The following is a 23575-nucleotide window of genomic DNA, read 5'->3' on the forward strand; positions in this document are numbered from 1 at the left end:
ACTCGAAACTTCAATCTGAAATTTTCATCGAAAGGCGTTCAGCGTAATGCAATCGTCGCGAACAGCTTCTCGGTCTTCAGCTTGATGCTTAGCGAGCCTTGCTCTGACGAGCGACGTAAGGAATGTCGGCGCGGGAGATGCCGAGATCATTCAGTTCGCGAGTCGAAAGCTGGTTCAGTTCGCTGACGGTTTCACGGTAACGGCGCCAGTTGTTGTAAGAGCGAAACAGGTTCATGGTCTTAATCCTTCAGTGTGCGATGGTATCGCTTGGGTTCAATTCATCTCTTTTGTTGCCCATGATATAAGCTATTGTTTTTGCAAGTTGCAGAGCCGACTTTGCATAGCTGCTCTGCGGATGCTGCAAGACGGTTTAAATCGATTGGACTGTTCCGGCACAAAATTGCCGCAATGCGATTTGATCGCATGGTTTGCTGGTTGCGAAGTTTCTTATATGTTCTCAACCGGTTGCGGTTGTGACCGTCATCTCAGTTCGTTGACCCGGGAGTCATTTTGTCTTTTTCAATCTCAGTGGAGCGCCTGATTGAGCGCTGGCAGCAGGAAGGGCTGATCGATGCGGTTACCGCTTCGCGCCTGAATGCGGATCTTGAAAAACGAGCCACGGGTTTCAGCCTCGGTGCAGTGCTCGCCACGCTTGGCGGCCTGCTTCTGGGGGCCGCCATCATCATGCTGGTTGCCGCCAATTGGCAGGATATGCCGCGCCTGATGCGGATCGGGCTCGTGCTTGCACTCATCTGGATTGGCTATCTTGGCGGTGCATGGCGACAGGCAAAGGGCGACAAAGTGTTCTCGTCCGCTCTTTATGTTGTCGGTGCTGCATCGTTCGGTGCGGGCATCGCGCTTGTTGGGCAGATGTATCACGTGTCCGGCGATGTTCATTCAGCCGCCGTCTACTGGACCCTCGGTGTGCTTGCATCAGCCTTCCTGCTGCGCGCGCCGGTTCTGGCTGCTTTTGGCGCGGGTGTTGCGTGTTTCTATCTTTCGACATTCGTGTTCGACGGCACATCGGCGGACAACGCCGATCTGGCCTATCACTGGATTGGTCCGCTGTTGCTGCTGGTTGGCGTCGGTGCTGCGCTCTTCACGCGTTCGCGTCATGCAGCTCATCTCTGGGCATTGTTCGCGATTGGCTGGGCCCTGCTGGTTTATGCCAAGAATGAAAGCGATGTGGTCCTGTGCCTGATGATCGCAGTCGGCATCGCGTTCATGCTGGCGGACGCTTTTGCGCATGACACGATGGAACGCCTCACACGCTTCGCGCAGCCGCTGGCTTCCTATGGTCTGATGCTGGCACTGCTATCGCTCGGCATTCTGCAACTCAATCATATGTTCTCGTCTTCGGGCGGCTCTGCCTCCCTCGATCAGGACGTGCTTTATAGTATGCTGATCCTCGGCCTATCGATTGGCGCTATCGCATTGTGCGGTCGCGACAATGGCGGATTGCGCTCCATTGCCTATGCGGCGTTTTCATTTCAGGTGCTTTATCTGGCATTCACGACCGTGGGCACGATGATCGGCACGTCCGGCTTCTTCCTGACGGCAGGTGTTCTTGTGCTGCTTCTGGCGGCCTTCGTTCGCCGGATGGAACGACGGTTCGGTAAAAAACGCGAAGTGGGGAGCCAGTCATGAGCAGGAAGTGGCTTTATATAGGTGCTGCCGTTTCCGCTTTGCTGCAAAGCGGCATTCTTTATGCGGGTATAGAGCAGCGCGCATCCATATTGCGCTCGGGCCATGAAATCGTATTGCAGACCGAGCCTGTCGATCCGCGCGATCTGATGCGCGGCGATTACGTCATCCTCGGCTACGGGATTTCCAGTGTCATGGGCAAGGACCTGCAGGGCAAACCTTCGGGCGAGGCGCGAACCGTCTATGTCGCCGTGAAGCCGGATGCGGAAAAGCTGTGGCATTTCTCGCGAGCGGCGCTCAGCCCGTTCACCGACCTCGCGCCGGATGAGGTGCAGATTCGCGGCCAGTCCACCTATCGGGTCACAGACGATCCGGATCAGACCATCCGCCTCAATTTCGGCATTGAACGCTATTATGTTCCTGAAGGGCAGGGGCGCGATATCGAAATCGGGCAACGTGAAAGCCGGATTTCTGTTGTCGTTGCTGTTGATGATAGTGGCACCGCAGTCATCAAGGCTTTGCGGGACGAGGGGCGGCAACTCTATGAAGAACCGCTCTATTGATCCGGTTTTCCGACGGTTTCGGCAATCTCATACTGCCGCATCAAGCTGAAGTTTTTCTCAGGCTTGGCATGTGCGGAATGATCGCTATATAGAGGGGCAGAGTGCCGGAAGTGTTTCGTCGTGCCAAACCGGAAAATCTATACCGGGAAGGCGGCTTTTTTCCTTTGAACCGGGAAAATTGGATGATATAGAGACGCGCGCTTTCGAGGGCAGTTCAAGATCTGAGACGAATTTGGTGCGTTCTAAAGAATGCGCTTCGGTTCAGAAGCGGATATGGCGAAATTGGTAGACGCACCAGATTTAGGTTCTGGCGGGAGACCGTGGGGGTTCGAGTCCCTCTATCCGCACCAACTGCCTATAAGGCCAAAGAATTTCTCTCCCGCGTCTAGAGGCCCAGCGTCTAGAGCAAGGTGCCGGAAACGGCGGGATAATGACAAGAAGTGAAGGTTTGAACATGCAGGTTACCGAAACGCTCAATGAAGGGCTGAAGCGCGAGATTAAAGTCGTGGTTCCGGCCGGAGATCTCGAAGCCAAGCTCGCTGAGCGGCTCGATACCGCGCGCGGCCGCGCCAAGATCAATGGTTTCCGTCCGGGCAAGGTGCCTGCCGGTCACCTGCGCAAGATGTATGGCCGTTCGTTCATGGCCGAGATTGTCAATGAAATCCTGAGCGATTCGTCGCGTTCGGTTCTCGCAGACCGTAACGAAAAGTCGGCTACCCAGCCTGAAGTCATCATGTCGGAAGACGAAAAAGAGGCCGAAAAGGTTCTCGACGGCAAGGCCGATTTCGTTTTCTCGCTGAACTACGAAGTTCTGCCGGCTATCGACGTCAAGGATTTCTCCAAGATCGCCGTGACCCGTGAAGTCGTCGAAATCTCGGAAGAAGAAGTTGACGAGCAGGTCAAGCGCATCGCTTCCTCGACCCGCACCTTCGAAACAAAGAAGGGCAAGGCCGAAAACGAAGATCGCGTCACGATCGACTATCTCGGCAAGCTCGACGGCGAGCCGTTCGACGGCGGTGCAGACAACGACGCACAGCTCGTTCTCGGTTCGGGCCAGTTCATTCCGGGCTTTGAAGAGCAGCTCGTTGGCGTCAAGGCTGGCGACGAAAAGGTCATCAATGTGACCTTCCCGGCCGAATATGGCGCAGCGCACCTTGCAGGCAAGGAAGCTACCTTCGACATCAAGGTCAAGGAAGTTGCCAAGCCGAACGAACTGGAACTCAACGACGAAACCGCTACAAAGCTCGGCATTGAGTCGCTTGAGCGTCTGCGTCAGGTTGTTCGCGAACAGATCGAAAGCCAGTACGGCCAGATCACCCGTCAGAAGGTAAAGCGTCAGATTCTCGACGCTCTGGATGGCGATTATCAGTTCGAAACCCCGCAGAAGCTGGTTGACGCTGAATTCAACAACATCTGGCAGCAGATCAATTTCGACCTGCAGCAGGCTGGCCGTACCTTCGAAGACGAAGAAACCACGGAAGAAGCTGCTCGCGAAGAATATCGCAAGCTCGCAGAACGCCGCGTGCGTCTCGGCCTCGTTCTCTCCGAAATCGGTGAGAAGGCTGGCGTTGAAGTTTCTGAAGAAGAACTGCAGCGCGCTGTTTACGATCAGGTTCGCCGTTATCCGGGCCAGGAAAAGGAAATCTACGACTTCCTGCGCAAGACGCCGGATGCCGTTGCTAACCTTCGCGCTCCGATCTTCGAAGAAAAGGTCGTTGACCATCTGCTCGCCAACATCAACGTGACCGACAAGAAGGTCTCGAAGGAAGAGCTGACGGCTGAAGACGAAGACGGTTTGGAAGCAAAGCCTGCAAAGAAGGCTGCGCCGAAGAAGAAGGCCGCTCCGAAGAAGAAGGCCGACGAAGACAAGTCCGAAGAGGCTTAATCTTCTCTTGTCTGACGAATTTGGAACTGGCCGCGCATTGCGCGGCCTTTTCCGTTTCAACCCACGGATAAACGGCTGAAAAGCTTGCATCCATGGGGGCTTTGCTCTAGCCAGTAATCAATCCGTTTTTAGCTCAATCAGAATATTTGCGAGCCAGCATGTCCCTTATTGATACGCGCATACCGGAACCGAAACGCTTCATCTCCGGCGCCACTGGCGACTGGGAAGTTGTCATCGGCATGGAAGTCCATGCGCAGGTCACGTCCGAGTCGAAGCTGTTCTCGGGCGCTTCCACTTCGTTCGGCGCCGATCCGAACGCCAATGTGTCTCTGGTGGATGCCGCCATGCCGGGCATGCTGCCGGTCATCAATCTGGAATGCGTCAAGCAGGCTGTCCGCACAGGCATTGGCCTCAATGCCCAGATCAATCTGAAGTCGGTCTTTGATCGCAAGAACTACTTCTATCCCGATCTGCCGCAGGGCTATCAGATTTCGCAGTTCAAGCAGCCGATTGTCGGCGAGGGCAAGATCATGATTTCGGTCGGCCCCGACAATAAGGGCCAGTTCGAAGATGTGGAGATCGGCATCGAGCGTCTGCATCTGGAACAGGACGCGGGCAAGTCGATGCATGATCAGCATCCGACCATGTCCTATGTCGACCTGAACCGTTCTGGCGTGGCGCTGATGGAAATCGTCTCCAAGCCGGATCTGCGCTCGTCGGATGAGGCGCGCGCCTATCTGACAAAGCTGCGCACGATTGTCCGCTATCTCGGCACCTGCGACGGCAATATGGACGAAGGTTCCATGCGTGCCGACGTCAATGTTTCCGTGCGTCGTCCGGGTGGCGAATTCGGCACGCGTTGCGAAATCAAGAACGTCAATTCGATCCGCTTCGTCGGTCAGTCCATCGAATATGAAGCACGCCGCCAGATTGCCATTCTGGAAGATGGCGGTTCCATCGATCAGGAAACGCGCCTGTTCGATCCTGTGAAGGGCGAAACGCGTTCGATGCGCTCCAAGGAAGAAGCGCATGATTACCGCTATTTCCCGGATCCTGATCTGCTGCCGCTCGAATTCGATCAGGCATTTGTGGATGCATTGGCTGCTGACCTACCGGAACTGCCGGATGAGAAGAAGCAGCGTCTGGTCGAAAAGCAGGGCATTTCGATCTACGACGCCTCTATCCTGGTCACGGAAAAGGCGATCGCCGACTATTACGAATCTGTCGCTGCTGGCCGCGATGGCAAGGCTGCGGCCAACTGGGTCATCAATGATCTGCTCGGCGCGCTCAACAAGGCGGGCAAGAGCATCGAGGATTCGCCGGTCAGCCCTGAACAGCTTGGCGCGGTCATCGATCTCATCAAGGACGGCACGATTTCCGGCAAGATCGCCAAGGATCTGTTCGAAATCGTCTGGAACGAAGGCGGAAACCCGAAGACGCTCGTTGAAGAACGCGGCATGAAGCAGGTCACCGATACCGGTGCGATTGAAAAGGCTGTCGATGACATCATCGCCGCCAATCCGGAAAAGGTCGAACAGGCCAAGGCCAAGCCGACGCTGGCTGGCTGGTTCGTCGGTCAGGTCATGAGGGCCACGGGCGGCAAGGCCAACCCGCAGGCCGTGAACGATCTGGTCAAGGCCAAGCTCGGGATTGAAGAGTAATGTGGGTTCGAAGCGCCACCGAGGCTGATCTGAAGGCGGTTCACGAACTGCTCGTATCGACCTGGCACGCGACTTTCGACGACATTCTGGGCCGGGAGATGGTCAACGCCGTCACCGGCCAGTGGCATAGCATTGCCGCGCTGAAAGCCAATCTGCGCAAGCCATATTCGGAATTCATCGTCGCTGATAACGGCGAGGGCGGTATCGATGGTATGGCCTTCGCCAGCCAGTCCGAGGAAGGCAAGGCATCGCTGCACCAGCTCTATGTGCGCCCAGACGTGCAGGTTCAGGGTGTGGGTACGATGCTGCTCGCGGAAATCGAAATGGCTTTCCCCGATGTGCGCGCAATCAAGCTTGAAGTTATCGAGAAGAATGCCAAGGCGGTGAAGTTCTACGAACGCAAGGGCTATGCCACGGTCGGGCGTAACGAGGACTGGGGTGATCCGAATTGCAGGGAACCGGTTCTCGTGATGGAAAAGTCGCTCGACGGCTGGAGCATGTGAAGCGAGTCTTGCTCAATCGAACCGCCGAAAGCTGACGTGTTTTAGCCTCTTCATACTCTTGTGACAGCGGCAACTTGACCCTTGCCTTGACCGGGCGATAGGGCCATAAGCAAGGACAAAGCGACAGTTTCGTCTGTCCGCGATGATGATGGATCTGGAAAAGGCCATGATGAAATTTCTTACGCAAGTCTTCACCTGGTGGAATGGTCAGACGCTCGGTACGCGTTTGCACACATGGCGCAAAGGCGAGCGCGTCGGTGAAGACGAGTTCGGCAACATCTACTATCAGGGTGGCAAGGACTCCGAGGGTCGCACGCGTCGCTGGGTCATTTTCAATGGCTATGCCGAGGCAAGTGCAATTCCTCCAGGCTGGCATGGCTGGATGCATCATCGCGTCGATACGCCGCCGAGCAAGGAAGACTACAAGCCGCGCGACTGGCAGAAGCCGCATTTGCAGAACCTGACCGGTTCGCCGCTTGCTTATCGTCCGAAGGGCTCGATTGCCCTTCCGGGTACGGAACAAGCCGAGCGTCCGCGTGTAACGGGCGAATACGACGCCTGGACACCGGGCAACTGAGATTGAAAAAGTTCAAGATCCGGCGTGATTTTCACGCCGGATTTTCTTATTTCCTGTCCCATTACAGCCTTTTTCACTTAAAAGGTCGGGATAGAGGGGTGGCGAAGGTCTGTTCCGGCCATTGCAACTTGCAGCAGGGCAACGAATCGTCACATTTCGAGCCTAGGAACGATTCCAGTTTATTTGATCAATCTTTGATGCGGGTTTCCGTTTTGACGAAGCATTCCCCCGGCACGGCTGGCAACGGAAGAGACAAAATCAAGAAGGCTGCACATGTGGCCCTGATTTCGCTTTTTGCGGCGGTAGGCAGCTTGCACGCTGCTCAGGCAGAACGTGTTTCCAATCCGGTCGCGGAGTTTTCGGGACTGGACAAGATCACAGGCCGCATCACGACTTTTGACGTCTATATCAACGAGACGGTTCAGTTCGGCGCGCTTCAGGTGACGCCGAAGGTTTGCTATTCCCGCACCGAGAACGAAGCGCCGCGCACCGACAGTTTTGTCGAGGTTGAGGAAATCACGCTGGATCGCAAAATTCGCCGCATCTTCACCGGCTGGATGTTTGCCGACAGCCCGGGCCTCAATGCCGTCGAGCATCCGATCTACGACGTGTGGCTGAAGGATTGCAAGCAGAAGTCCGACGTTCCTGCACCGGCAGTACAGCAGAACTAATCCAGACATTTTCCGGCTAAGTTAGAAACGGGCAATGCTCTCGAGGGCTCGCTCGAGAATTTTTTCGTATTTTTTGCGGGGAACTTCCATTGCGCCGAAGCGCTCAAGGTGCGGCGTGGTGAACTGGGTATCGAGCAGCAGAAAGCCTTGCTTGACGAGATGTTGCACCAGAAAAGCGAGACAGACTTTTGAAGCATCGCGTTTGCGCGTGAACATGCTCTCGCCGAAAAATGCCCTGCCGAGCGTTACGCCGTAAAGACCGCCGACAAGCTTGCCCTCGTGCCATGCCTCGACCGTGTGGCAATGTCCGATTTCAAACAATTTGCCATAGGCCTCGCGGATTGGACCGTTGATCCATGTGCGCGCACGTTCACCTGCGCCACTGGCGCATCCGTCGATGACGCCATTGAAATCGCTGTCGAGCCTGATATCGAAAATGCCCTGCCGGATGGTCTTTTGCAGGCTGCGGGGGATGTGAAATCCATCAAGCGGTATGACGCCGCGTTTTTCAGGGCGTACCCAGAAGACCTCTGGATCATCCGCCTCTTCGGCCATCGGGAAAACCCCGGTGGCGTAAGCGCGCAGGAGCAATTCCGGTTCGATTGTATAGTCGTCCGGTTTTGCTCCTGCTGTCACTTATTTAAGCGCCTTCGCTCTCAGACTGGCTGGCCAGATATTTTTCCAGCCAGTGGATATCATAGGCACCGTTGGCGATGTCCTGATTTCCGATCAGCTCCTGGAACAGGGGTAGGGTCGTCTTGACGCCGTCCACCACGAATTCGTCCAGCGCACGACGCAGACGCATCATGCATTCGACGCGGTTGCGTCCGTGCACGATGAGCTTGCCGATGAGGCTGTCGTAATAAGGCGGAATGCGGTAGCCGGAATAAACGCCGGAATCCACACGGATGCCGAGGCCGCCAGGCGTATGGTAGTGGGTGATGAGACCCGGCGATGGCGTGAAGTTACGCGGGTCCTCCGCATTGATGCGGCATTCAATGGCGTGGCCAGAGAAACGCACGTCCTTCTGCGTCACTGAAAGGCCGAGACCCGCGGCAACGCGAATCTGCTCATGCACGAGATCGATGCCGGTGATGGCTTCCGTGACCGGATGTTCCACCTGCAGACGGGTGTTCATTTCGATGAAATAGAACTCGCCGTTTTCATAGAGGAACTCGATCGTGCCTGCACCGCGATAGCCAAGTTCGGCAACGGCGTTGGCGCAGATCATCCCGATCTTGTCGCGCGCTTCCGAGTTGAGAGCCGGGGAGTTGGCTTCTTCCCAGACCTTCTGGTGACGGCGCTGCAAGGAGCAGTCGCGTTCGCCCAGATGGATCGCGTTGCCCGCACCGTCGCCCATGACCTGAACTTCGATGTGACGCGGTTTTTCGAGATACTTCTCGATGTAAACGGCATCGTCACCGAACGCTGCAGCAGCTTCAGAACGTGCAGTTGCGAGAGCAATCGACAGATCGTCCTCGGTGCGCGCCACTTTCATGCCGCGGCCGCCGCCACCGGCCGAAGCCTTGATGATGACCGGGAAACCGATTTCCTTGGCTACGCGAGCGGCTTCAACATCGTCGGTGATGCCGCCGTCCGAACCGGGAACGACCGGAATACCGAGGCGCTTGGCTGTGCGCTTGGCTTCGATCTTGTCGCCCATGATGCGGATATGCGAGGCGGTGGGGCCGATGAAGGTGATGTTGTGTGCTTCGAGAATTTCCGCGAACTTGGCGTTCTCGGACAGGAAGCCGTAGCCCGGATGGATCGCGTCGGCGCCGGTGATCTCGCAGGCAGCAACGATCTGATGAATGTTCAGATAGCTGTCGCGCGATGGCGGTGGGCCGATACAAACACTTTCATCTGCCAGACGGACATGCATCGCGTCGGCATCTGCCGTGGAGTGAACGGCGACCGTCTTGATGCCCAGTTCCTTACAGGCTCTGAGCACGCGAAGAGCGATTTCGCCACGATTGGCTATGAGGATCTTTTGAAACATGCGCTTGCTGCCAGTTCCCGTTTCGTGAATTGAAGACGCGTCAAACAAGGGTTGAACGACGCTTATTCGATCACGACGAGAGGTTCGTTGAATTCGACCGGCTGGGCGTCTTCGATCAGAATGGCCTTGACCGTACCGGAGCGCGGGGCGGGGATCTGGTTCATGGTCTTCATGGCTTCGATGATGAGGAGGGTCTGGCCTTCCTTCACCTGCGTGCCGACTTCGATGAAGTTACGTGCGCCCGGTGCCGGAGCAAGATAGGCAGTGCCAACCATCGGCGACAGAACGGCGTTCTTGGCCAGTTCAGCCTTGGTCGGCTCGGCTGCTGTCGGAGCGGCGGCCGGTGCTGCAACGGCAACCGGTGCTGCGGCCGGATAAACGGTCGCTGCGGCCTGAACCGTTACATTGCGCGAAACGCGGATGCGCAGATCGCCATGTTCGATTTCGATATCGGTGAGGTCGGTATCGTTGAGGATATCCGCCAGGTCGCGGATGGTTTCTTTGTCGATGACAGTGTTTTTGCTGGACATATCAGGCCCCTTTTACGCTTTGCCCGTTGTGTTCTTGTTCTTTGGCAATTGCCGCAAGCGCGCGTAGGCCGAGCAGATACCCTTCCGCGCCAAAGCCGCAAATGACGCCTTTGGCGACTGCGGATACATAAGAGTGATGCCGGAAAGCCTCACGCGTATGAATGTTCGAAAGATGCACTTCCACAACCGTGACTTTCGCAGAGCGGATCGCGTCATGGATGGCAATTGAAGTGTGGCTGTAGGCCGCCGGATTGATCAGGACATAGGCATCTTTTTCGCCCGCTTCCTGAATCCAGGTAACCAGATCGCCTTCATAGTTGGACTGGCGGAAATCAACTTCCAGATCGAGAGAACCGGCCTCGCGCTTGCAAGCCGCTTCAATGTCGGCGAGCGTCGCAACGCCATAAATTCCCGGTTCACGCTTTCCCAGAAGATTGAGATTGGGACCGTTTAGAACAAAAACCGTCTTTGTCATTTGTGTCCGCGCCAAATCCTTTGCAACCGATATCGTGTTACCACGAAAATTTAGTAACACTTCGCTTTCCATATAGAGAGCTTGGATGCAAGCCGAAACCCTATAATTCAGTGCAGATGTTCTGCCTGACCGGTTTTTCCCGCTATTCTTTGCGAGATGCACCGGCATTACGGCATTTTTTCTTCAAGCGCGGATCATCACCGGCTTTTGATAAGTCTGTGCCCGATACGCCTTCCGCCAAGAAAGCCTATCGGGTACAGGGTGTCATTTTCACATCTTGGCGGCAGTGCGTGCGGCAGCGATTCTCTCGATAAGGCCGTCGGCGCCGATGGCGCCCGGCACCAGCTCGTTGCCGATGATATAGGACGGGGTGCCGGTGATGTTGAGCTGCGTTGCCAGCTGATAGGTGTCCTGGAAAGCGCCGGTGATCGCCGGGTCCTTCATCTTTTCACGCAATGCAGATTCGTCAGCGCCAAGCTTAACGGCATCTGCGATGGCCGATGCTTCGGTGGCGCGCTCCTGCGCTCCCAGCAGTATGCCGTGATATTCAGCATATTTTTCCGGCATCAGTGCTTTGAAGGCCTGTGCAACAATATGCGCCTTCACCGAATCCGGACCGAGGATCGGGAATTCCTTCATGACGAAGCGAACATTCGGATCGTTTTTGAGAATGGCCTGCATGTCGGGCAGCGCGCGTTTGCAATAGCCGCAATTGTAATCGAAGAACTCGTAAACGGTCACATCGCCGTTCGGATTGCCGAAAACCGCGTCATGCTGTTCGTTATAAAGTGCGCTCTGATTGGCAGTCAGAACCTTCTTCACCTGTTCCTGCGCCTCATGTGCCTGCTTGGTTTCCAGCGCGCTCTGCACTTCCAGCATCAGTTCCGGATTCTGGAGAAGATAGTTGCGCACCACATTTTCAATGGCCTGCTGGTTAAGCGGTGCTTCAGCCGTCGTTGCGGCTGTTGCGGCTGTTGCGGCTGCGACTGGTGCAGCCGGATGGCGCGACAGACCTGCCCCATAGCCGAGAGCCAGCGCTGCCAGACCGACAACGCCGCTCGCCAGCGTGATGGAAACTGCATTCTTCATCGTGAAATTCCAATCCGTTTAAAAATACGCCGTGATCAATATAGACCGAAACATGGCGTTATTTGCTTTTCTTCGTATTGATAATGTCCTGCGCACGCAACCAGTCGGGTGTTCCGGATTTCAGCTGCTTTTGCGCGCGGATCGCGAATATTTGGGCATCCTGAAGTTTGCCCGAATAGAAGTTCATGTCGGCGGTCGCGAGGTCTGCGAGACCCATGCTGCCCTGCTGGCCATAGGCTTGGGCGAGATATCCATAGCCGCCGGGAAATTCGGGATCGGAAGCGATGCCCGCCTTGATCTCCTTGATTGCCGTTGGCATGTTTGCCTTTGTGCCGGTCAGCATGAGCGCACGCCCATAGCTCATACGCAGCAGCGGAGACTTGCGCGGATCGAGCGATACAGCGGTCTGGAAGGCCTTGGCGGCTCCAGCGGCATCATTGGCCTTGATGAGAACCTCACCACGCATTTCATAGAAGTAAGGGTTCTTCGGCTGTTCCTTGATCAGCGCATCGAATTTGGGCTGGGCGGAGCGCGCGGCACCGTTCAGATAGGTGGTAATGGCGCTGCCATAACGGGCGGCAAGGCCACCCGGATTGCCCCGGAACATGCGTTGCAGCTCACCCATATTACCGGAATAAGCGGCGATCTTGGCGCGCGCCATGTCATGCCGCAATTGCAGAGCGGGCGAATCCGTCTTGTTGAAGTAAGGGCTCTTTCTGGCCAGTTCTTCCAGATTGGCGATACGTTCGCGCGGAAGCGGATGGCTGATGCGATATTGATCGATCTGGGTGCCCGATAGAGAAAGTGCGGAAGCAAAGCGCTGGAAAGTGTCCAGCATGCCCTTGGTCGACTGTCCGGTTGCGTTCAGATAATTCACTGCCATGCGGTCGGCGGTCATTTCTTCGGTGCGCTGATAGCTGAGCAGGGTGCGCATTGCCGCTTCGGCGCTGCCGAGCGCAATGCCGCCGCCAGCGCCGGCTGCAGAGCCGCTGCCAGCTGCCGCACCAGCAACGCCTGCACCCACGCCGAGTAACATGCCAATCACCGCCATGGTCCGCGCCCGGCTCAACTGTTCACGCAGGCGATCCTGATGCCCGCCCGCCAGATGGCCCGCCTCATGGGCAATCACGCCAATGATTTCATTGGGCGTATCGGCCTGCATGATCGCGCCGGTATTGATGAAAATGCGTCGTCCATCGACGAAGGCGTTGAAGCTCTGCGAATTGACGAGAATGACGCGCACGCCACGGCTGGAAAGACCGGCGGCCTTCAGGATCGGCGCGGCATAATCTGCAACCAGCGCCTCGATTTCCGCGTCGCGCACGATCGGTACGCCGCGCGACTGGGCGGAGGCAGGGACAACGCCCGTGACCGCCACGGCAAGGGCCGAAAGCGCTGCCACGGAACGGCGAACGAATCTTCCAAAGGATAAGGTCCCGGTCGGGAACGGCGCGATCAATGCTGCCATAATGCTCGTCGTCCTCCTCTTAATTTCCGCGAATCTCGCAGTGGTTCGCTCATCGTATCGGCAAAAGGGTTTCGGTTCAGGACCTTATAACCGTCTGGTTGCATTTTAAACGGCATATGGACAAGGCAGCATGATCTTAAAAAGCCGGATATTGGCCGTGCAATCTCTGCTGACTTTCCTATCTGGTCAATTCCGATATTGTTGCCATCAATTCTTCGACCCCAAAACAGCACGAAAGACCGCCAGCGAGCGCGTGTCGTCGGTATCCATCCGGGACATTGCGCCCAATTTCCTAAAAGCGCTGTTGCTTTACCAATCCGGCGTTTATACGGCGGTGATAATATGTTCTGTCCATGCAGCGCTCCGGCGGGGCGCTTGCAGTGTTCTGGAGGTAAAGTTGATCAGTCTTTCTAGTCGCAGTGCGGTTGAGCCATTCCACGCCATGGATGTTCTGGCCGAGGCAAACCGCCGCCGCGCCGCAGGTCATCCGATCATTTCCATGGCGGTGGGCCAGCCTGCAGATCCGGCGCCGCAGATCGTGCGGCAGGCAGCCGAGCAGGCGTTGAAAGACGGGCGCATCGGCTATACCGACGCTCTGGGGCTGATTGAACTGCGTGAAGCGATTGCTGCGCATTACGCCGATCATTACGGCGTTTCCGTTTCGGCGGATCGCATCGCGGTGACGACTGGTTCTTCGGCGGCCTTCAATCTGGCTTTCGTGGTGTATTTCGATCCGGGCGACCGCGTGGCGATCACGCGTCCCGGCTATCCCGCCTATCGCAATATTCTGACGGCGCTTGGACTGGAAGTGGTAGAAATACCGACCGGCAACGGCACGTCGGCGGCTCTGACTGCCGAGGCACTAGCCGCGGCCCACTCCGAAAAGCCATTGAAGGGTGTGCTGTTTGCAAGTCCGGCCAATCCGACCGGCGCAGTGATTGCCAAGCCTGAACTGAAGGCGATCATCGATACAGCCCGTTCACTGGGTATTCGCGTGATTTCGGACGAAATCTATCATCGGCTTTCCTATGAAACTGACGATGTGACGGCGCTCGAAATTGCTGATGATGTAACGATCATCAATTCGTTTTCGAAATATTATTGCATGACCGGCTGGCGCATCGGCTGGATGGTCTTGCCGGAAGGCGATGTGCGCGCCATCGAACGGCTGAGCCAGAGCCTTTATATTTCCGCACCCGAACTCTCGCAGCGTGCCGCCATCGAGGCTTTCCACGCCACAGCCGAGTTGGAGCGCATCAAGGACCGCTATCGTCAGAACCGCGCAATCCTGCTGGAGCGTCTGCCGCGTATGGGTCTGAAACTGGCGGCACCGATGGATGGCGCGTTTTACGCCTATTGCGATGTGTCGCGCTTCACCAATGACAGCATGGAATTTGCCCGCAAAATGATTGCAGAGATCAATATTGCTGCAACGCCGGGCCGAGATTTCGACCCGCTGGATGGCCACCGCACCATGCGTTTCTCCTATGCAGGAAAAGTCGAAGAGATGCAGGAAGCTGTGCGACGTCTGGAAGACTGGCTGCCACAACAGTCAGCCTGAACCCAAAGATGCAAAAAAACCGGCGTTTCCGCCGGTTTTTTATTTCTCATGTCAAGCAGGGCTTAGAAGAAACCCTTCTTCTGCCACCAGCCTCCGCGCTTCGGCTTCTGCTCGTCGGTATCGCTCGAGGTGACGACAGGCTCGGTCTGCTTGGCCGGTTCTTCGATGACAGCCACTTCGGCTTCCGCCTCGACAGCCAAAGCTTCTTCGACTTCGGCAACCTGCTGGGCCGCTGCTTTACGCGTGCGGCGCTTCGGCTTCTCGGCTTCGACTGCTTCCGGCGTTTCTACAGCTTCCGGCGCGGTGTCGTCAGCCTTCTTACGAGACCGAGTGGTCTTGCGGGCTGGCTTGGCAGGTGCTTCCTCAACCTCTGCTGCAACGACTTCTTCTGCGGCTTCCTCAGTCTTTGCAGACTTACGGGCGCGCGGCTTGCGGGCAGTTTTCGCTGGCTTTCCTGCTTCAACCGGGGTTTCGGCAGCTTCCGATGCCACGGCAACAGCTTCCACAACCTCAACGATTTCAGCCTTGGCAGCCACGACTTCGGCAGTGGCAGCTTCAATCGCGGCCTCGACCTTCACCGGTAGAACCGGCGTGTAACCGACGAATTCCGGATCCGGAACCTTGCGACCGCGCACTTCGTCTTCACGACGGTTCTTACGTCCGCCGCGACGGCCACGACGACGCTTCTTGCGGCGATCATCGTCGCTCAATGCAGCATCCGAACGGGCGTCCGAAGCTTCGTCGCCTTCATCTGTATCGTCTTCAGCATCGTCAGAAGCTGTATCGTCCTGAGCGGTCTGTTCGCGGCCATCGCGATCTTTTCCCCCACGACGGCGACGACGACGGCGACGCTTACGATCGCCTTCTTCGCTGCGCTCTTCACGCGCCGGTGCTTCGGCCTTGACGTCTTCTTCTTCCTCGTCTTCCTCGACCGGAATTTCAGGATCTTCGATGTCGTCTTCAAGATAGGCCATCGGCTGGACAGGCGGCTGCGTCACCGGACGGGTGGACGGCGCGCCCTTGTCGATAGCGAAATGCTGGTGACCAACGGTTTCGTCGGCATCGATGCTGATGGCAACGCCGAAACGGCCTTCGAGATCGGCCAGCAACTGGCGCTTGTGGTTCAGCACATAAAGGGCCGAAGCCGCTGGCGTGCGAACATTGATGTCAAAGCCCGAATGGCGCAGCAGATAATCTTCAATGCCGCGAATGATATGCAGCGCCATCGACGAATCTGAGCGGACATGGCCGGTGCCGCCGCAATGCTGGCAGACCTGCATCGTGCTTTCGAGCACGGATGCACGGATGCGCTGGCGCGACATTTCAAGAAGGCCGAAATGCGAGATGCGGCCAACCTGAATGCGAGCGCGGTCGTCCTTCAGGCAGTCCTTCATCTTCTTTTCGACAGCGCGATTGTTGCGCTTTTCTTCCATGTCGATGAAGTCGACGACGATCAGACCGGCAAGGTCGCGCAGACGCAGCTGGCGCGCGACTTCCTCGGCGGCTTCCAGATTGGTCTGAAGCGCGGTGTCTTCGATGGAATGCTCGCGCGTCGAACGGCCGGAGTTGACGTCGATGGCAACCAGCGCTTCGGTCTGGTTGATGATCAGATAACCGCCCGATTTCAGCGTGACCTGCGGTAGCAGCATGCGGTCGAGCTGCGCTTCGACGCCGTTGCGCGTGAAGATCGGCACCTGTTCGCGGTATGGCTGGACCACCTTGGCATGGCTCGGCATGAGCATGCGCATGAAATCCTTGGCCTCGCGATAGCCATTCTCGCCGGAAACGAGGATTTCCGTGATGTCCTTGTTATAAAGGTCGCGGATCGAGCGCTTGATCAGGCTGCCTTCTTCATAGACGAGGGAAGGCGCTGTCGACTGCAAGGTCAGCGTGCGGACATTTTCCCAAAGGCGCATCAGATATTCGTAGTCGCGCTTGACTTCCGCCTTGGTGCGATTGGCGCCAGCGGTACGCAGGATCACGCCCATGCCTTGCGGCACTTCGAGTTCCTTGACGATTTCCTTCAGGCGCTTGCGATCCTGCGGCTGGGTGATCTTGCGGGAAATGCCGCCGCCACGCGCAGTGTTCGGCATCAGAACCGAATAACGACCGGCCAGCGACAGATAGGTGGTGAGAGCTGCGCCCTTGTTACCGCGCTCTTCCTTGACCACCTGCACCAGCAGAATCTGGCGGCGCTTGATCACTTCCTGAATGTTGTACTGACGGCGATGGGTGCGGGTATGCGTCGGCAGTTCTTCCAGCGCATCTTCCGAACCAACCGATTCGACCATGTCTTCTTCATGCTCGATATCGTCTTCATCGCCATTGTCGATGGCTTCGGAAATCACGTCGCCCTTATGCGACAGGGCGCTTGCAGGCGTTCCCGGTACATAGTTTGCGAAACCAGGACCGACGGGCTCTGCTGCGGGCAGGCCGTTATCGGAGGTGCTGGTCTGCGCCTTGTTCTGGTTGTCGCGGCCGCCGCGGCGGCGATTACGGCGCGAGCGGTCGTTCGACCGTTCACCCGAGCGCTCGCCAGACCGTTCGCTCTTGGCGCGCGGCTCGTCTTCATCGTCGTCTTCGGCGCGCTGCGCCTTGGCTTCCGCTTCAAGCAGAGCCAGACGGTCGGCGACCGGAATCTGGTAATAATCGGGATGGATTTCCGAAAAGGCGAGGAAACCGTGACGGTTGCCGCCATATTCCACAAATGCAGCCTGAAGCGAAGGTTCGACGCGCGTGACCCGCGCGAGATAGATATTGCCTTTCAGCTGCTTCTTGTGTTCCGACTCGAAGTCGAATTCTTCAATCTTGTTGCCACGCGTGACGATGACGCGGGTTTCCTCCGGGTGGGAGGCATCGATGAGCATTTTGTTGGACATTATTGTCTTTCCTGCCGGCGCGAAGACGCAATACACGTGCGCCGGACGAAGCCCTGAAGGCTGCCGACCTAACCGTGTTGCATCTGCCGGATGGTTCTGGGTTCGCCGGAAAATAAGCTGCTGCCTTTACGCGCGACGGCCTCATGGCGATCACGGTCTTCAGGCTTGCAATGGTCAGTCTTACTAGACCCATAGCTGTTCCGAACGAAACGACCTCAATATATGACCCGGAGACCGGGCCGATTTCGTTGCTCTTCTCGAGCGTTAAAGTGCCGTGCGTCCATCTGGGCGCACAAGGACACCTTAAATTCTCAAATCCACGCACCGTTCTATCCTGAAGCCAGACCCGGCTTTAAGTTCGATGCGGTGGCGACAGCGCGTAACAATGCGCAATCGACCAATCAAAAGTGGAGGGCGGGGGAGCCACATCTCCACTGAATTCTGTTCCGGCTACCGGGACTGTGAGCGTATAAACCACTGTTCTCGCTCTCTCCGGTCATATTTAAAAACCGGCAAACGATTCTGACAGCTAACCCGTAACCTGCATTAGCTTTTATGGCGTCGGATGCATGATGACAAGTACGAATATCAGTTGACATCCGCATCGCAATTTCGTCGTAACCCGAGTGTAGGTGATATTCGCGGCTCAATTACGGCTGGAAATCCTTCGTTAACCGTAGTTCTGTACGACAGTTTGAAGAGTTGCGTGCAGCGGGTCGGATGGACAATCGCGCATTGAGGCGCACATAGAACGCGCTGGCATCGCTATTTGGTGTCACCAATTCAATTTTAGTCGATCGTGTGGCGAATGCATTTTCGAAACGGTGAAAAAGCAACGACAATCTCTTCCGGCGTGCGGCAATGGCTCGCGCTCGCTGTCTTTTTCTTTGTTGGTCTCTTTCAGATTGGCACCGCTTTAGCTGCCGAGCAGAACGACAAGCCACTGACGGCTCTCACGTTCCGCATGGCTGGCGACGATCTGCGCACCCGCATCGTCGTGATGTTCGACCACGAGCCGACATTGACGACACGTCTCTTCGATAATCCGCATCGTCTGGTGATCGAGCTGCCCGAGACTCGCTTTGGCTTTGATGAAAAGAGCGTCGAAGCAAGAGGCCTTGTTTCCCATGTCCGCTACGGTCTTGCGGGGAAGGGGCGTTCACGTCTCATTCTGACTTTGCGCGGCCCGTTCAAGGTTGAAGACCTGCGCGTTCTGAAAAATGAAAGCGCGTCCGGTTATCGTCTCGTCGCGGATATTGTTGCAAGCTCGGACCGGGAATTCGCGGCGCAGCTGCAAGGGCATTCCGAAATCACCAGTTCTACCGAGCGCAAAACTGCCGCAGCCACGGACACGGGCAAAAGCGAGGCTCGTCCCTTCACGGTCATGATCGATCCGGGTCATGGCGGCATCGACAGTGGAGCCGAGAGCCTGAGCGGCATCAAGGAAAAAGACCTGACGCTGGCCTTCGGTGTCGAGTTGCGTGACCGTCTGGCGCAGGAAAAGGGCGTTCAGGTCCTGATGACACGTGACGACGATACTTATCTTCGTCTTTCCGAGCGCGTTCGCATTGCGCGCCAGCATGAGGCTGATCTGTTCATCTCGATCCATGCGGATACGATCAACCAGAACGATATTCGTGGTGCGACGGTTTATACGATTTCGGACAAGGCGTCTGATGCCGTGGCGCGTGCAATGGCAGAGCGTGAAAACAAATCTGACAATCTTGGCGGTGCTGCGCCCGACGAAATGCCGGAAGTTGCCGATATTCTGCTCGACCTGACGCGCCGCGAGACACACACTTTCTCGCTGAGCTTTGCGGAAAAGGTGATCTCGCACTTGCAGGGGCAGGTGAATCTCATCAACAATCCGCATCGTTTCGCAGGGTTTCAGGTCCTGCGCGCGCCGGATGTGCCGTCAGTGCTGATCGAGATTGGCTATCTGTCCAATGCGGAAGACGAAAAACTGATAAGCAACCCGGAATGGCGTAAAAAACTTGCTGACCGGCTTGCGCTGGCAATTAAGTCGTTCGAAACATTACGGCGGCCAGCTGTTGTAACAAAAGGTTGATCGCAGGTTGTGGGTCTGCACAACGATGCATGCGTGCAACAGTTTGTCGTATTTTTGTACGGGGATCGAGCGTAAAGGCGTTAATTCTGTTAAAACCGACAAACGATCTTGCGTTTGACGCATTTGGTGGTCACTAAGCCCTGATATCATGAGACCTTGAGAGGCTCGTGGGTTGGCGGTTGGCGCTTAGACGCTTATCATGGGACTAATCTGACGGCAGGATTCTGCGAATATGGTAAGGCTTATCGGATATTTCTTCGGAATCGGAACGGTGCTGATGCTTCTGGTGGCAGGCGGCGTTGCCCTTTACGTGGGAAACCTTTCCAAAGATTTGCCCGATTATGAAGTGCTCGCCAAGTACGAGCCCCCCGTGATGACCCGCGTTCATGCATCAGACGGTAGCCTTATGGCCGAGTTTGCGCGTGAACGCCGCATGTATCTGCCAATCCAGGCTGTGCCAAACCGGGTCAAGGCTGCGTTTATCTCCGCTGAAGACAAGACCTTCTACGAACATCACGGTCTCGATTTCGGCGGTCTGGCACGCGCTGTTCTGACCAACGTCAAGAATATTGGCTCGGGTCGTCGTCCGATGGGCGCATCGACCATCACGCAGCAGGTGGCGAAGAACTTCCTCCTGTCTTCGACCCAGACCTATGACCGCAAGATTCGTGAAGCGATTCTGGCCATGCGCATCGAGCAGGCCTATTCCAAGGATCGCATTCTCGAGCTTTACCTGAACGAAATTTTCTTCGGCCTTGGCTCTTACGGTATCGCCAGCGCGGCTCTGACCTATTTTGACAAGTCGGTCGGTGAGCTGAACATCGCGGAGAGCGCTTATCTTGCCGCGTTGCCGAAAGGTCCGAACAATTATCATCCCTTCCGTCAGCCCGCTCGCGCTATGGAGCGCCGAAACTGGGTAATCGATCGTATGGCCGAAAACGGCTACATCACGACGGCGGAAGCGGAAGACGCCAAGAAGCAGCCGCTCGGCGTCACCTCGCGTAGCGATACGCATTACGTCTTTGCCTCGGAATATTTCACCGAGGAAGTGCGTCGCCAGATCATCCAGAAATACGGCGTCGATGCCCTTTATGAAGGCGGCCTGTCCGTCCGCACCACGCTGAACCCGACTTTGCAGGTTGAAGCGCGCAAGTCGCTGCAATCGGCGCTGCTTCGCTATGATGAAGCGCGCGGCTGGCGCGGCCCGCTGAAAAACGTCGAACTCGGCAATGACTGGGGCACGGCGTTTGGCGACATGCAGTCCTATGCGGACGTTCCGGAATGGCAGCTTGCCATCGTGCTCAATGTTTCCGCTGCGGGTGCCGATATCGGCCTTCAGCCGCAAATTGAAGCGTCGGGATCGCGCAGCAAGGAACGCAAGCGCGCCTTTATCTCGGCCGACGACATGAAGTGGGCGATGCGCGTCACCAATATTGGCGGCAAGCGCAGCAGTGCGAAGTCGCCGGAAGGCGTGCTCAACACCGGCGACATCATTTATGTCGCGAAGGAAGGCAACGGCTTCAGGCTTCAGCAGCCGCCGAAGCTTGAAGGCGCACTCGTCGCGATGGACCCGCATACGGGTCGTGTTCTGTCGATGGTCGGCGGCTTCTCTTATGCGGAGTCCGAGTTCAACCGTGCCACGCAGGCCTATCGCCAGCCGGGTTCGTCGTTCAAGCCGTTCGTCTATTCGGCAGCGCTCGACAATGGTTACACACCGGCATCCGTGGTTCTCGACGGTCCGCTGGAAGTGAACCAGGGTGGTTCGCTCGGTGTATGGGCTCCGAAGAACTATTCCGGCAAGTTTGCCGGTCCGTCCACGCTCCGCTACGGTATCGAGCAGTCGCGTAACGTCATGACCGTGCGCCTGGCGCAGGACATGGGCATGAAGCTCGTCGCCGAATATGCCGAACGTTTCGGTGTTTACGACAAGATGCTGCCGGTTCTGTCGATGTCGCTCGGTGCGGGTGAAACCACGGTGCTGCGCATGGTGACGGCCTATTCCGTCATCGCCAATGGCGGCCAGAGCATCACGCCGTCGATGATCGACCGTATTCAGGACCGCTACGGCAAGACCGTGTTCAAGCACGATGGACGCCAGTGCGAAGGCTGCAACGCGCAGGATTGGGCCAATCAGGAAGAACCGACCCTGATCGACAATCGCGACCAGGTTCTGGATCCCATGACCGCCTATCAGATCACATCGATGATGGAAGGTGTTGTTCAGCGCGGTACGGCACAGATTTTGAAGAGCCTCGACCGTCCACTGGCTGGCAAGACCGGTACGTCCAATGACGAAAAGGACGCATGGTTTGTCGGCTTTACGCCTGACCTCGTGGTTGGCGTCTTCATGGGTTACGACACGCCGGCATCGCTCGGACGCGGCGGCACCGGTGGTGGTCTTGCTGCCCCTGTTTTCAAGTCGTTCATGGAACAGGCACTGGTCGGTACGCCCAAGGTGGACTTCCGCGTGCCGGAAGGCATGACGCTGATTGCAATCAACCGTAAGACCGGCATGCGCACCAATGAAGGCGATCCGAACCTCATCATGGAAGCCTTTAAGCCGGGTACCGGTCCGTCGGACAGCTATTCGGTTATCGGTATGGATTCGTTCCGCGAAGGCTCGCCTGTCGCGCCGCAATCGCCGCAGGCGACGCGCGCGATCAGCTCCGGTTCCGGCGGACTTTACTGATTGGAATAAAGGGCTTTTCCCTTTACACGGCAGGGCGTCGTCACTATGGTCCGCGGCGCTTGGACAGACTGTCCGATGCTGGAAATGACAAGCCGGACTTTGTGTTCGGCTTGGTTTCCCACTCAAATACGAATTATTGAAGGAACGATTTGCCCATGCGCGCGGAAATCGAGACGCTGGTTGACGAAATCAAGCAGGCCATAAGCCTGCTGAGGAGGCATCTTTGACTGGGATCAGGCGATAAAACGTCTCGGCTATCTCAACCAGAGAGCCGAAGATCCCACACTTTGGAATGATGCCCAGGAAGCCCAGAAGCTGATGCGTGAGCGCCAGCAGCTGGAAGACAGCATTAACGGCATCAATCAGCTTACCCAGACATTGAACGACAGCATCGAGCTCATCGCCATGGGTGAAGAGGAAGGCGACAAGTCGATCATCGAAGACGCGGAAAAGACTATCCGCGAACTCAAGGTCGAGATCGATCGCCGCCAGATCGACATGCTTCTGTCGGGCGAAGCTGATGCGAACGACACCTATGTCGAAGTGCATGCCGGCGCCGGCGGTACGGAAAGCCAGGACTGGGCGTCCATGCTGCTGCGTATGTATACGCGCTGGGCGGAACGCAACGGCCGCAAGGTCGAGGTGATGGAAGTGCACGATGGCGATGAAGCGGGCATCAAGTCCGCGACCATTCTCGTCAAGGGGCACAACTCATACGGCATGATGAAAACCGAATCAGGCGTTCATCGTCTGGTCCGCATCTCGCCCTATGACTCCAACGCCCGCCGCCACACGTCTTTCGCCAGCATCTGGGTCTACCCCGTGATCGATGACAACATCGATGTGCAGGTGACGGAAGCAGATGTTCGCATCGATACCTATCGTGCATCAGGTGCCGGTGGTCAGCACGTTAACACGACCGACTCCGCTGTGCGTATCACGCATATCGCGACCGGTATTGTGGTGCAGTGTCAGGCGGAACGTTCGCAGCACAAGAACCGTGAAAAAGCATGGTCCATGTTGCGTGCGCGTTTGTACGAGGAAGAGCTGAAGAAGCGCGAAGAAGCGACCGACGCAGCCAATGCCACCAAGACCGATATCGGCTGGGGTCACCAGATTCGTTCTTACGTTCTGCAACCATACCAGTTGGTGAAAGATCTGCGCACCGGCGTGGAAAGCACCAATCCGCAGGAAGTACTGGACGGCGCGGTTACGCCTTTCATGGAAGCAGCACTTGCCCATCGCATTCAGGGCGGTGGCGAGATGATCGACGATATCGACTGATATCGCTTCCAAATCTGCGAATAATGAAA

The 23575-nt window shown here is 56.7% G+C and carries 19 protein-coding genes, 1 tRNA gene and 1 pseudogene; 13 read left to right on the plus strand and 8 right to left on the minus strand.

Annotation, left to right across the window (positions count from 1 at the left end; all coding sequences use genetic code 11):
* Positions 1-88: 88 nt before the first annotated feature.
* Positions 89-235 carry a DUF1127 domain-containing protein gene (locus FHW03_RS09160; protein WP_078338506.1) on the minus strand — a complete coding sequence of 49 codons (147 nt, stop codon included), beginning with the start codon at positions 233-235 and terminating at the stop codon, positions 89-91.
* Positions 236-510: 275 nt separating this feature from the next.
* Between FHW03_RS09160 and FHW03_RS09165 the strand changes: the two genes are divergently transcribed.
* From FHW03_RS09165 to FHW03_RS09200, 8 genes are all read left to right on the plus strand, one after another.
* Positions 511-1647 carry a DUF2157 domain-containing protein gene (locus tag FHW03_RS09165; RefSeq protein ID WP_182520339.1) on the plus strand — a complete coding sequence of 379 codons (1137 nt, stop codon included), beginning with the start codon at positions 511-513 and terminating at the stop codon, positions 1645-1647.
* Positions 1644-2207 (plus strand): GDYXXLXY domain-containing protein, encoded by a 564-nt coding sequence (locus FHW03_RS09170; RefSeq protein ID WP_182520340.1) that lies wholly within the window; start codon positions 1644-1646, stop codon positions 2205-2207. The genes FHW03_RS09165 and FHW03_RS09170 overlap by 4 nt, the downstream gene beginning before the upstream one ends.
* 267 nt (positions 2208-2474) lie before the next feature.
* Positions 2475-2557: transfer RNA gene (locus FHW03_RS09175), tRNA-Leu, on the plus strand.
* A 104-nt stretch (positions 2558-2661) separates the two neighbouring features.
* Positions 2662-4092 carry a trigger factor gene (tig, locus tag FHW03_RS09180; RefSeq protein WP_280992126.1) on the plus strand — a complete coding sequence of 477 codons (1431 nt, stop codon included), beginning with the start codon at positions 2662-2664 and terminating at the stop codon, positions 4090-4092.
* Between the two features lie 158 nt (positions 4093-4250).
* Complete coding sequence (gene gatB, locus FHW03_RS09185) at positions 4251-5753, plus strand: Asp-tRNA(Asn)/Glu-tRNA(Gln) amidotransferase subunit GatB (protein WP_182520342.1); 1503 nt, start codon at positions 4251-4253, stop codon at positions 5751-5753.
* The gene (locus tag FHW03_RS09190; protein ID WP_182520343.1) at positions 5753-6256 is read left to right on the plus strand and encodes a GNAT family N-acetyltransferase; all 504 of its coding nucleotides are present in this window, start codon (positions 5753-5755) and stop codon (positions 6254-6256) included. The genes gatB and FHW03_RS09190 overlap by 1 nt, the downstream gene beginning before the upstream one ends.
* 166 nt (positions 6257-6422) lie before the next feature.
* The gene (locus tag FHW03_RS09195) at positions 6423-6833 is read left to right on the plus strand and encodes an NADH:ubiquinone oxidoreductase subunit NDUFA12 (protein ID WP_182520344.1); all 411 of its coding nucleotides are present in this window, start codon (positions 6423-6425) and stop codon (positions 6831-6833) included.
* A gap of 197 nt (positions 6834-7030) precedes the next feature.
* Complete coding sequence (locus FHW03_RS09200; protein ID WP_182520345.1) at positions 7031-7504, plus strand: DUF2155 domain-containing protein; 474 nt, start codon at positions 7031-7033, stop codon at positions 7502-7504.
* A 21-nt stretch (positions 7505-7525) separates the two neighbouring features.
* Here FHW03_RS09200 and aat read toward each other — a convergent pair whose 3' ends face one another.
* The 6 genes from aat to FHW03_RS09230 form a co-directional block, all read right to left on the minus strand.
* Positions 7526-8095: a leucyl/phenylalanyl-tRNA--protein transferase gene (gene aat, locus FHW03_RS09205; RefSeq protein WP_182520482.1), complete on the minus strand. Its 570-nt coding sequence runs from the start codon at positions 8093-8095 to the stop codon at positions 7526-7528.
* A gap of 49 nt (positions 8096-8144) precedes the next feature.
* Positions 8145-9503, minus strand: coding sequence for an acetyl-CoA carboxylase biotin carboxylase subunit (gene accC, locus FHW03_RS09210; protein WP_182520346.1), 1359 nt, complete (start codon positions 9501-9503; stop codon positions 8145-8147).
* Between the two features lie 62 nt (positions 9504-9565).
* Entirely contained in the window at positions 9566-10033 is a 468-nt protein-coding gene (gene accB / locus FHW03_RS09215; RefSeq protein WP_182520347.1) for an acetyl-CoA carboxylase biotin carboxyl carrier protein, read from the minus strand.
* 1 nt (position 10034) lies between these two features.
* Entirely contained in the window at positions 10035-10508 is a 474-nt protein-coding gene (gene aroQ / locus FHW03_RS09220; RefSeq protein WP_138785006.1) for a type II 3-dehydroquinate dehydratase, read from the minus strand.
* A 270-nt stretch (positions 10509-10778) separates the two neighbouring features.
* Positions 10779-11597: a DsbA family protein gene (locus FHW03_RS09225; protein WP_182520348.1), complete on the minus strand. Its 819-nt coding sequence runs from the start codon at positions 11595-11597 to the stop codon at positions 10779-10781.
* A 58-nt stretch (positions 11598-11655) separates the two neighbouring features.
* The gene (locus tag FHW03_RS09230) at positions 11656-13065 is read right to left on the minus strand and encodes a M48 family metalloprotease (protein ID WP_182520349.1); all 1410 of its coding nucleotides are present in this window, start codon (positions 13063-13065) and stop codon (positions 11656-11658) included.
* Positions 13066-13462: 397 nt separating this feature from the next.
* Here FHW03_RS09230 and FHW03_RS09235 point away from each other — a divergent pair, with 397 nt between their 5' ends.
* Positions 13463-14626: an aminotransferase class I/II-fold pyridoxal phosphate-dependent enzyme gene (locus tag FHW03_RS09235; protein ID WP_182520350.1), complete on the plus strand. Its 1164-nt coding sequence runs from the start codon at positions 13463-13465 to the stop codon at positions 14624-14626.
* Between the two features lie 62 nt (positions 14627-14688).
* Here the strand turns inward: FHW03_RS09235 and FHW03_RS09240 are convergent, their stop codons facing one another.
* On the minus strand, positions 14689-17505 hold the full coding sequence (locus FHW03_RS09240; RefSeq protein WP_182520351.1) for a ribonuclease E/G: 2817 nt from the start codon (positions 17503-17505) through the stop codon (positions 14689-14691).
* A 2-nt stretch (positions 17506-17507) separates the two neighbouring features.
* Between FHW03_RS09240 and FHW03_RS09245 the strand changes: the two are divergent.
* The 4 genes and pseudogenes from FHW03_RS09245 to prfB form a co-directional block, all read left to right on the plus strand.
* Positions 17508-17687 (plus strand): annotated as a pseudogene (locus FHW03_RS09245) (hypothetical protein); the annotation flags it as partial.
* 626 nt (positions 17688-18313) lie between these two features.
* On the plus strand, positions 18314-19573 hold the full coding sequence (locus FHW03_RS09250; RefSeq protein ID WP_182520352.1) for an N-acetylmuramoyl-L-alanine amidase: 1260 nt from the start codon (positions 18314-18316) through the stop codon (positions 19571-19573).
* A gap of 232 nt (positions 19574-19805) precedes the next feature.
* Positions 19806-22262, plus strand: a complete 2457-nt coding sequence (locus FHW03_RS09255) for a penicillin-binding protein 1A (RefSeq protein WP_182520353.1) — start codon at positions 19806-19808, stop codon at positions 22260-22262.
* A 155-nt stretch (positions 22263-22417) separates the two neighbouring features.
* Positions 22418-23546 (plus strand): peptide chain release factor 2 gene (gene prfB / locus FHW03_RS09260; protein ID WP_182520354.1). Its coding sequence is split into 2 segments (ribosomal slippage): positions 22418-22486 and positions 22488-23546, totalling 1128 coding nucleotides; the frame shifts between segments, so codons are not numbered across the junction.
* Positions 23547-23575: the final 29 nt, after the last annotated feature.

It is taken from the genome of Ochrobactrum sp. RH2CCR150 (assembly GCA_014138095.1).
In the GTDB taxonomy this organism is placed as follows: Bacteria; Pseudomonadota; Alphaproteobacteria; order Rhizobiales; family Rhizobiaceae; genus Brucella; species Brucella gambitense.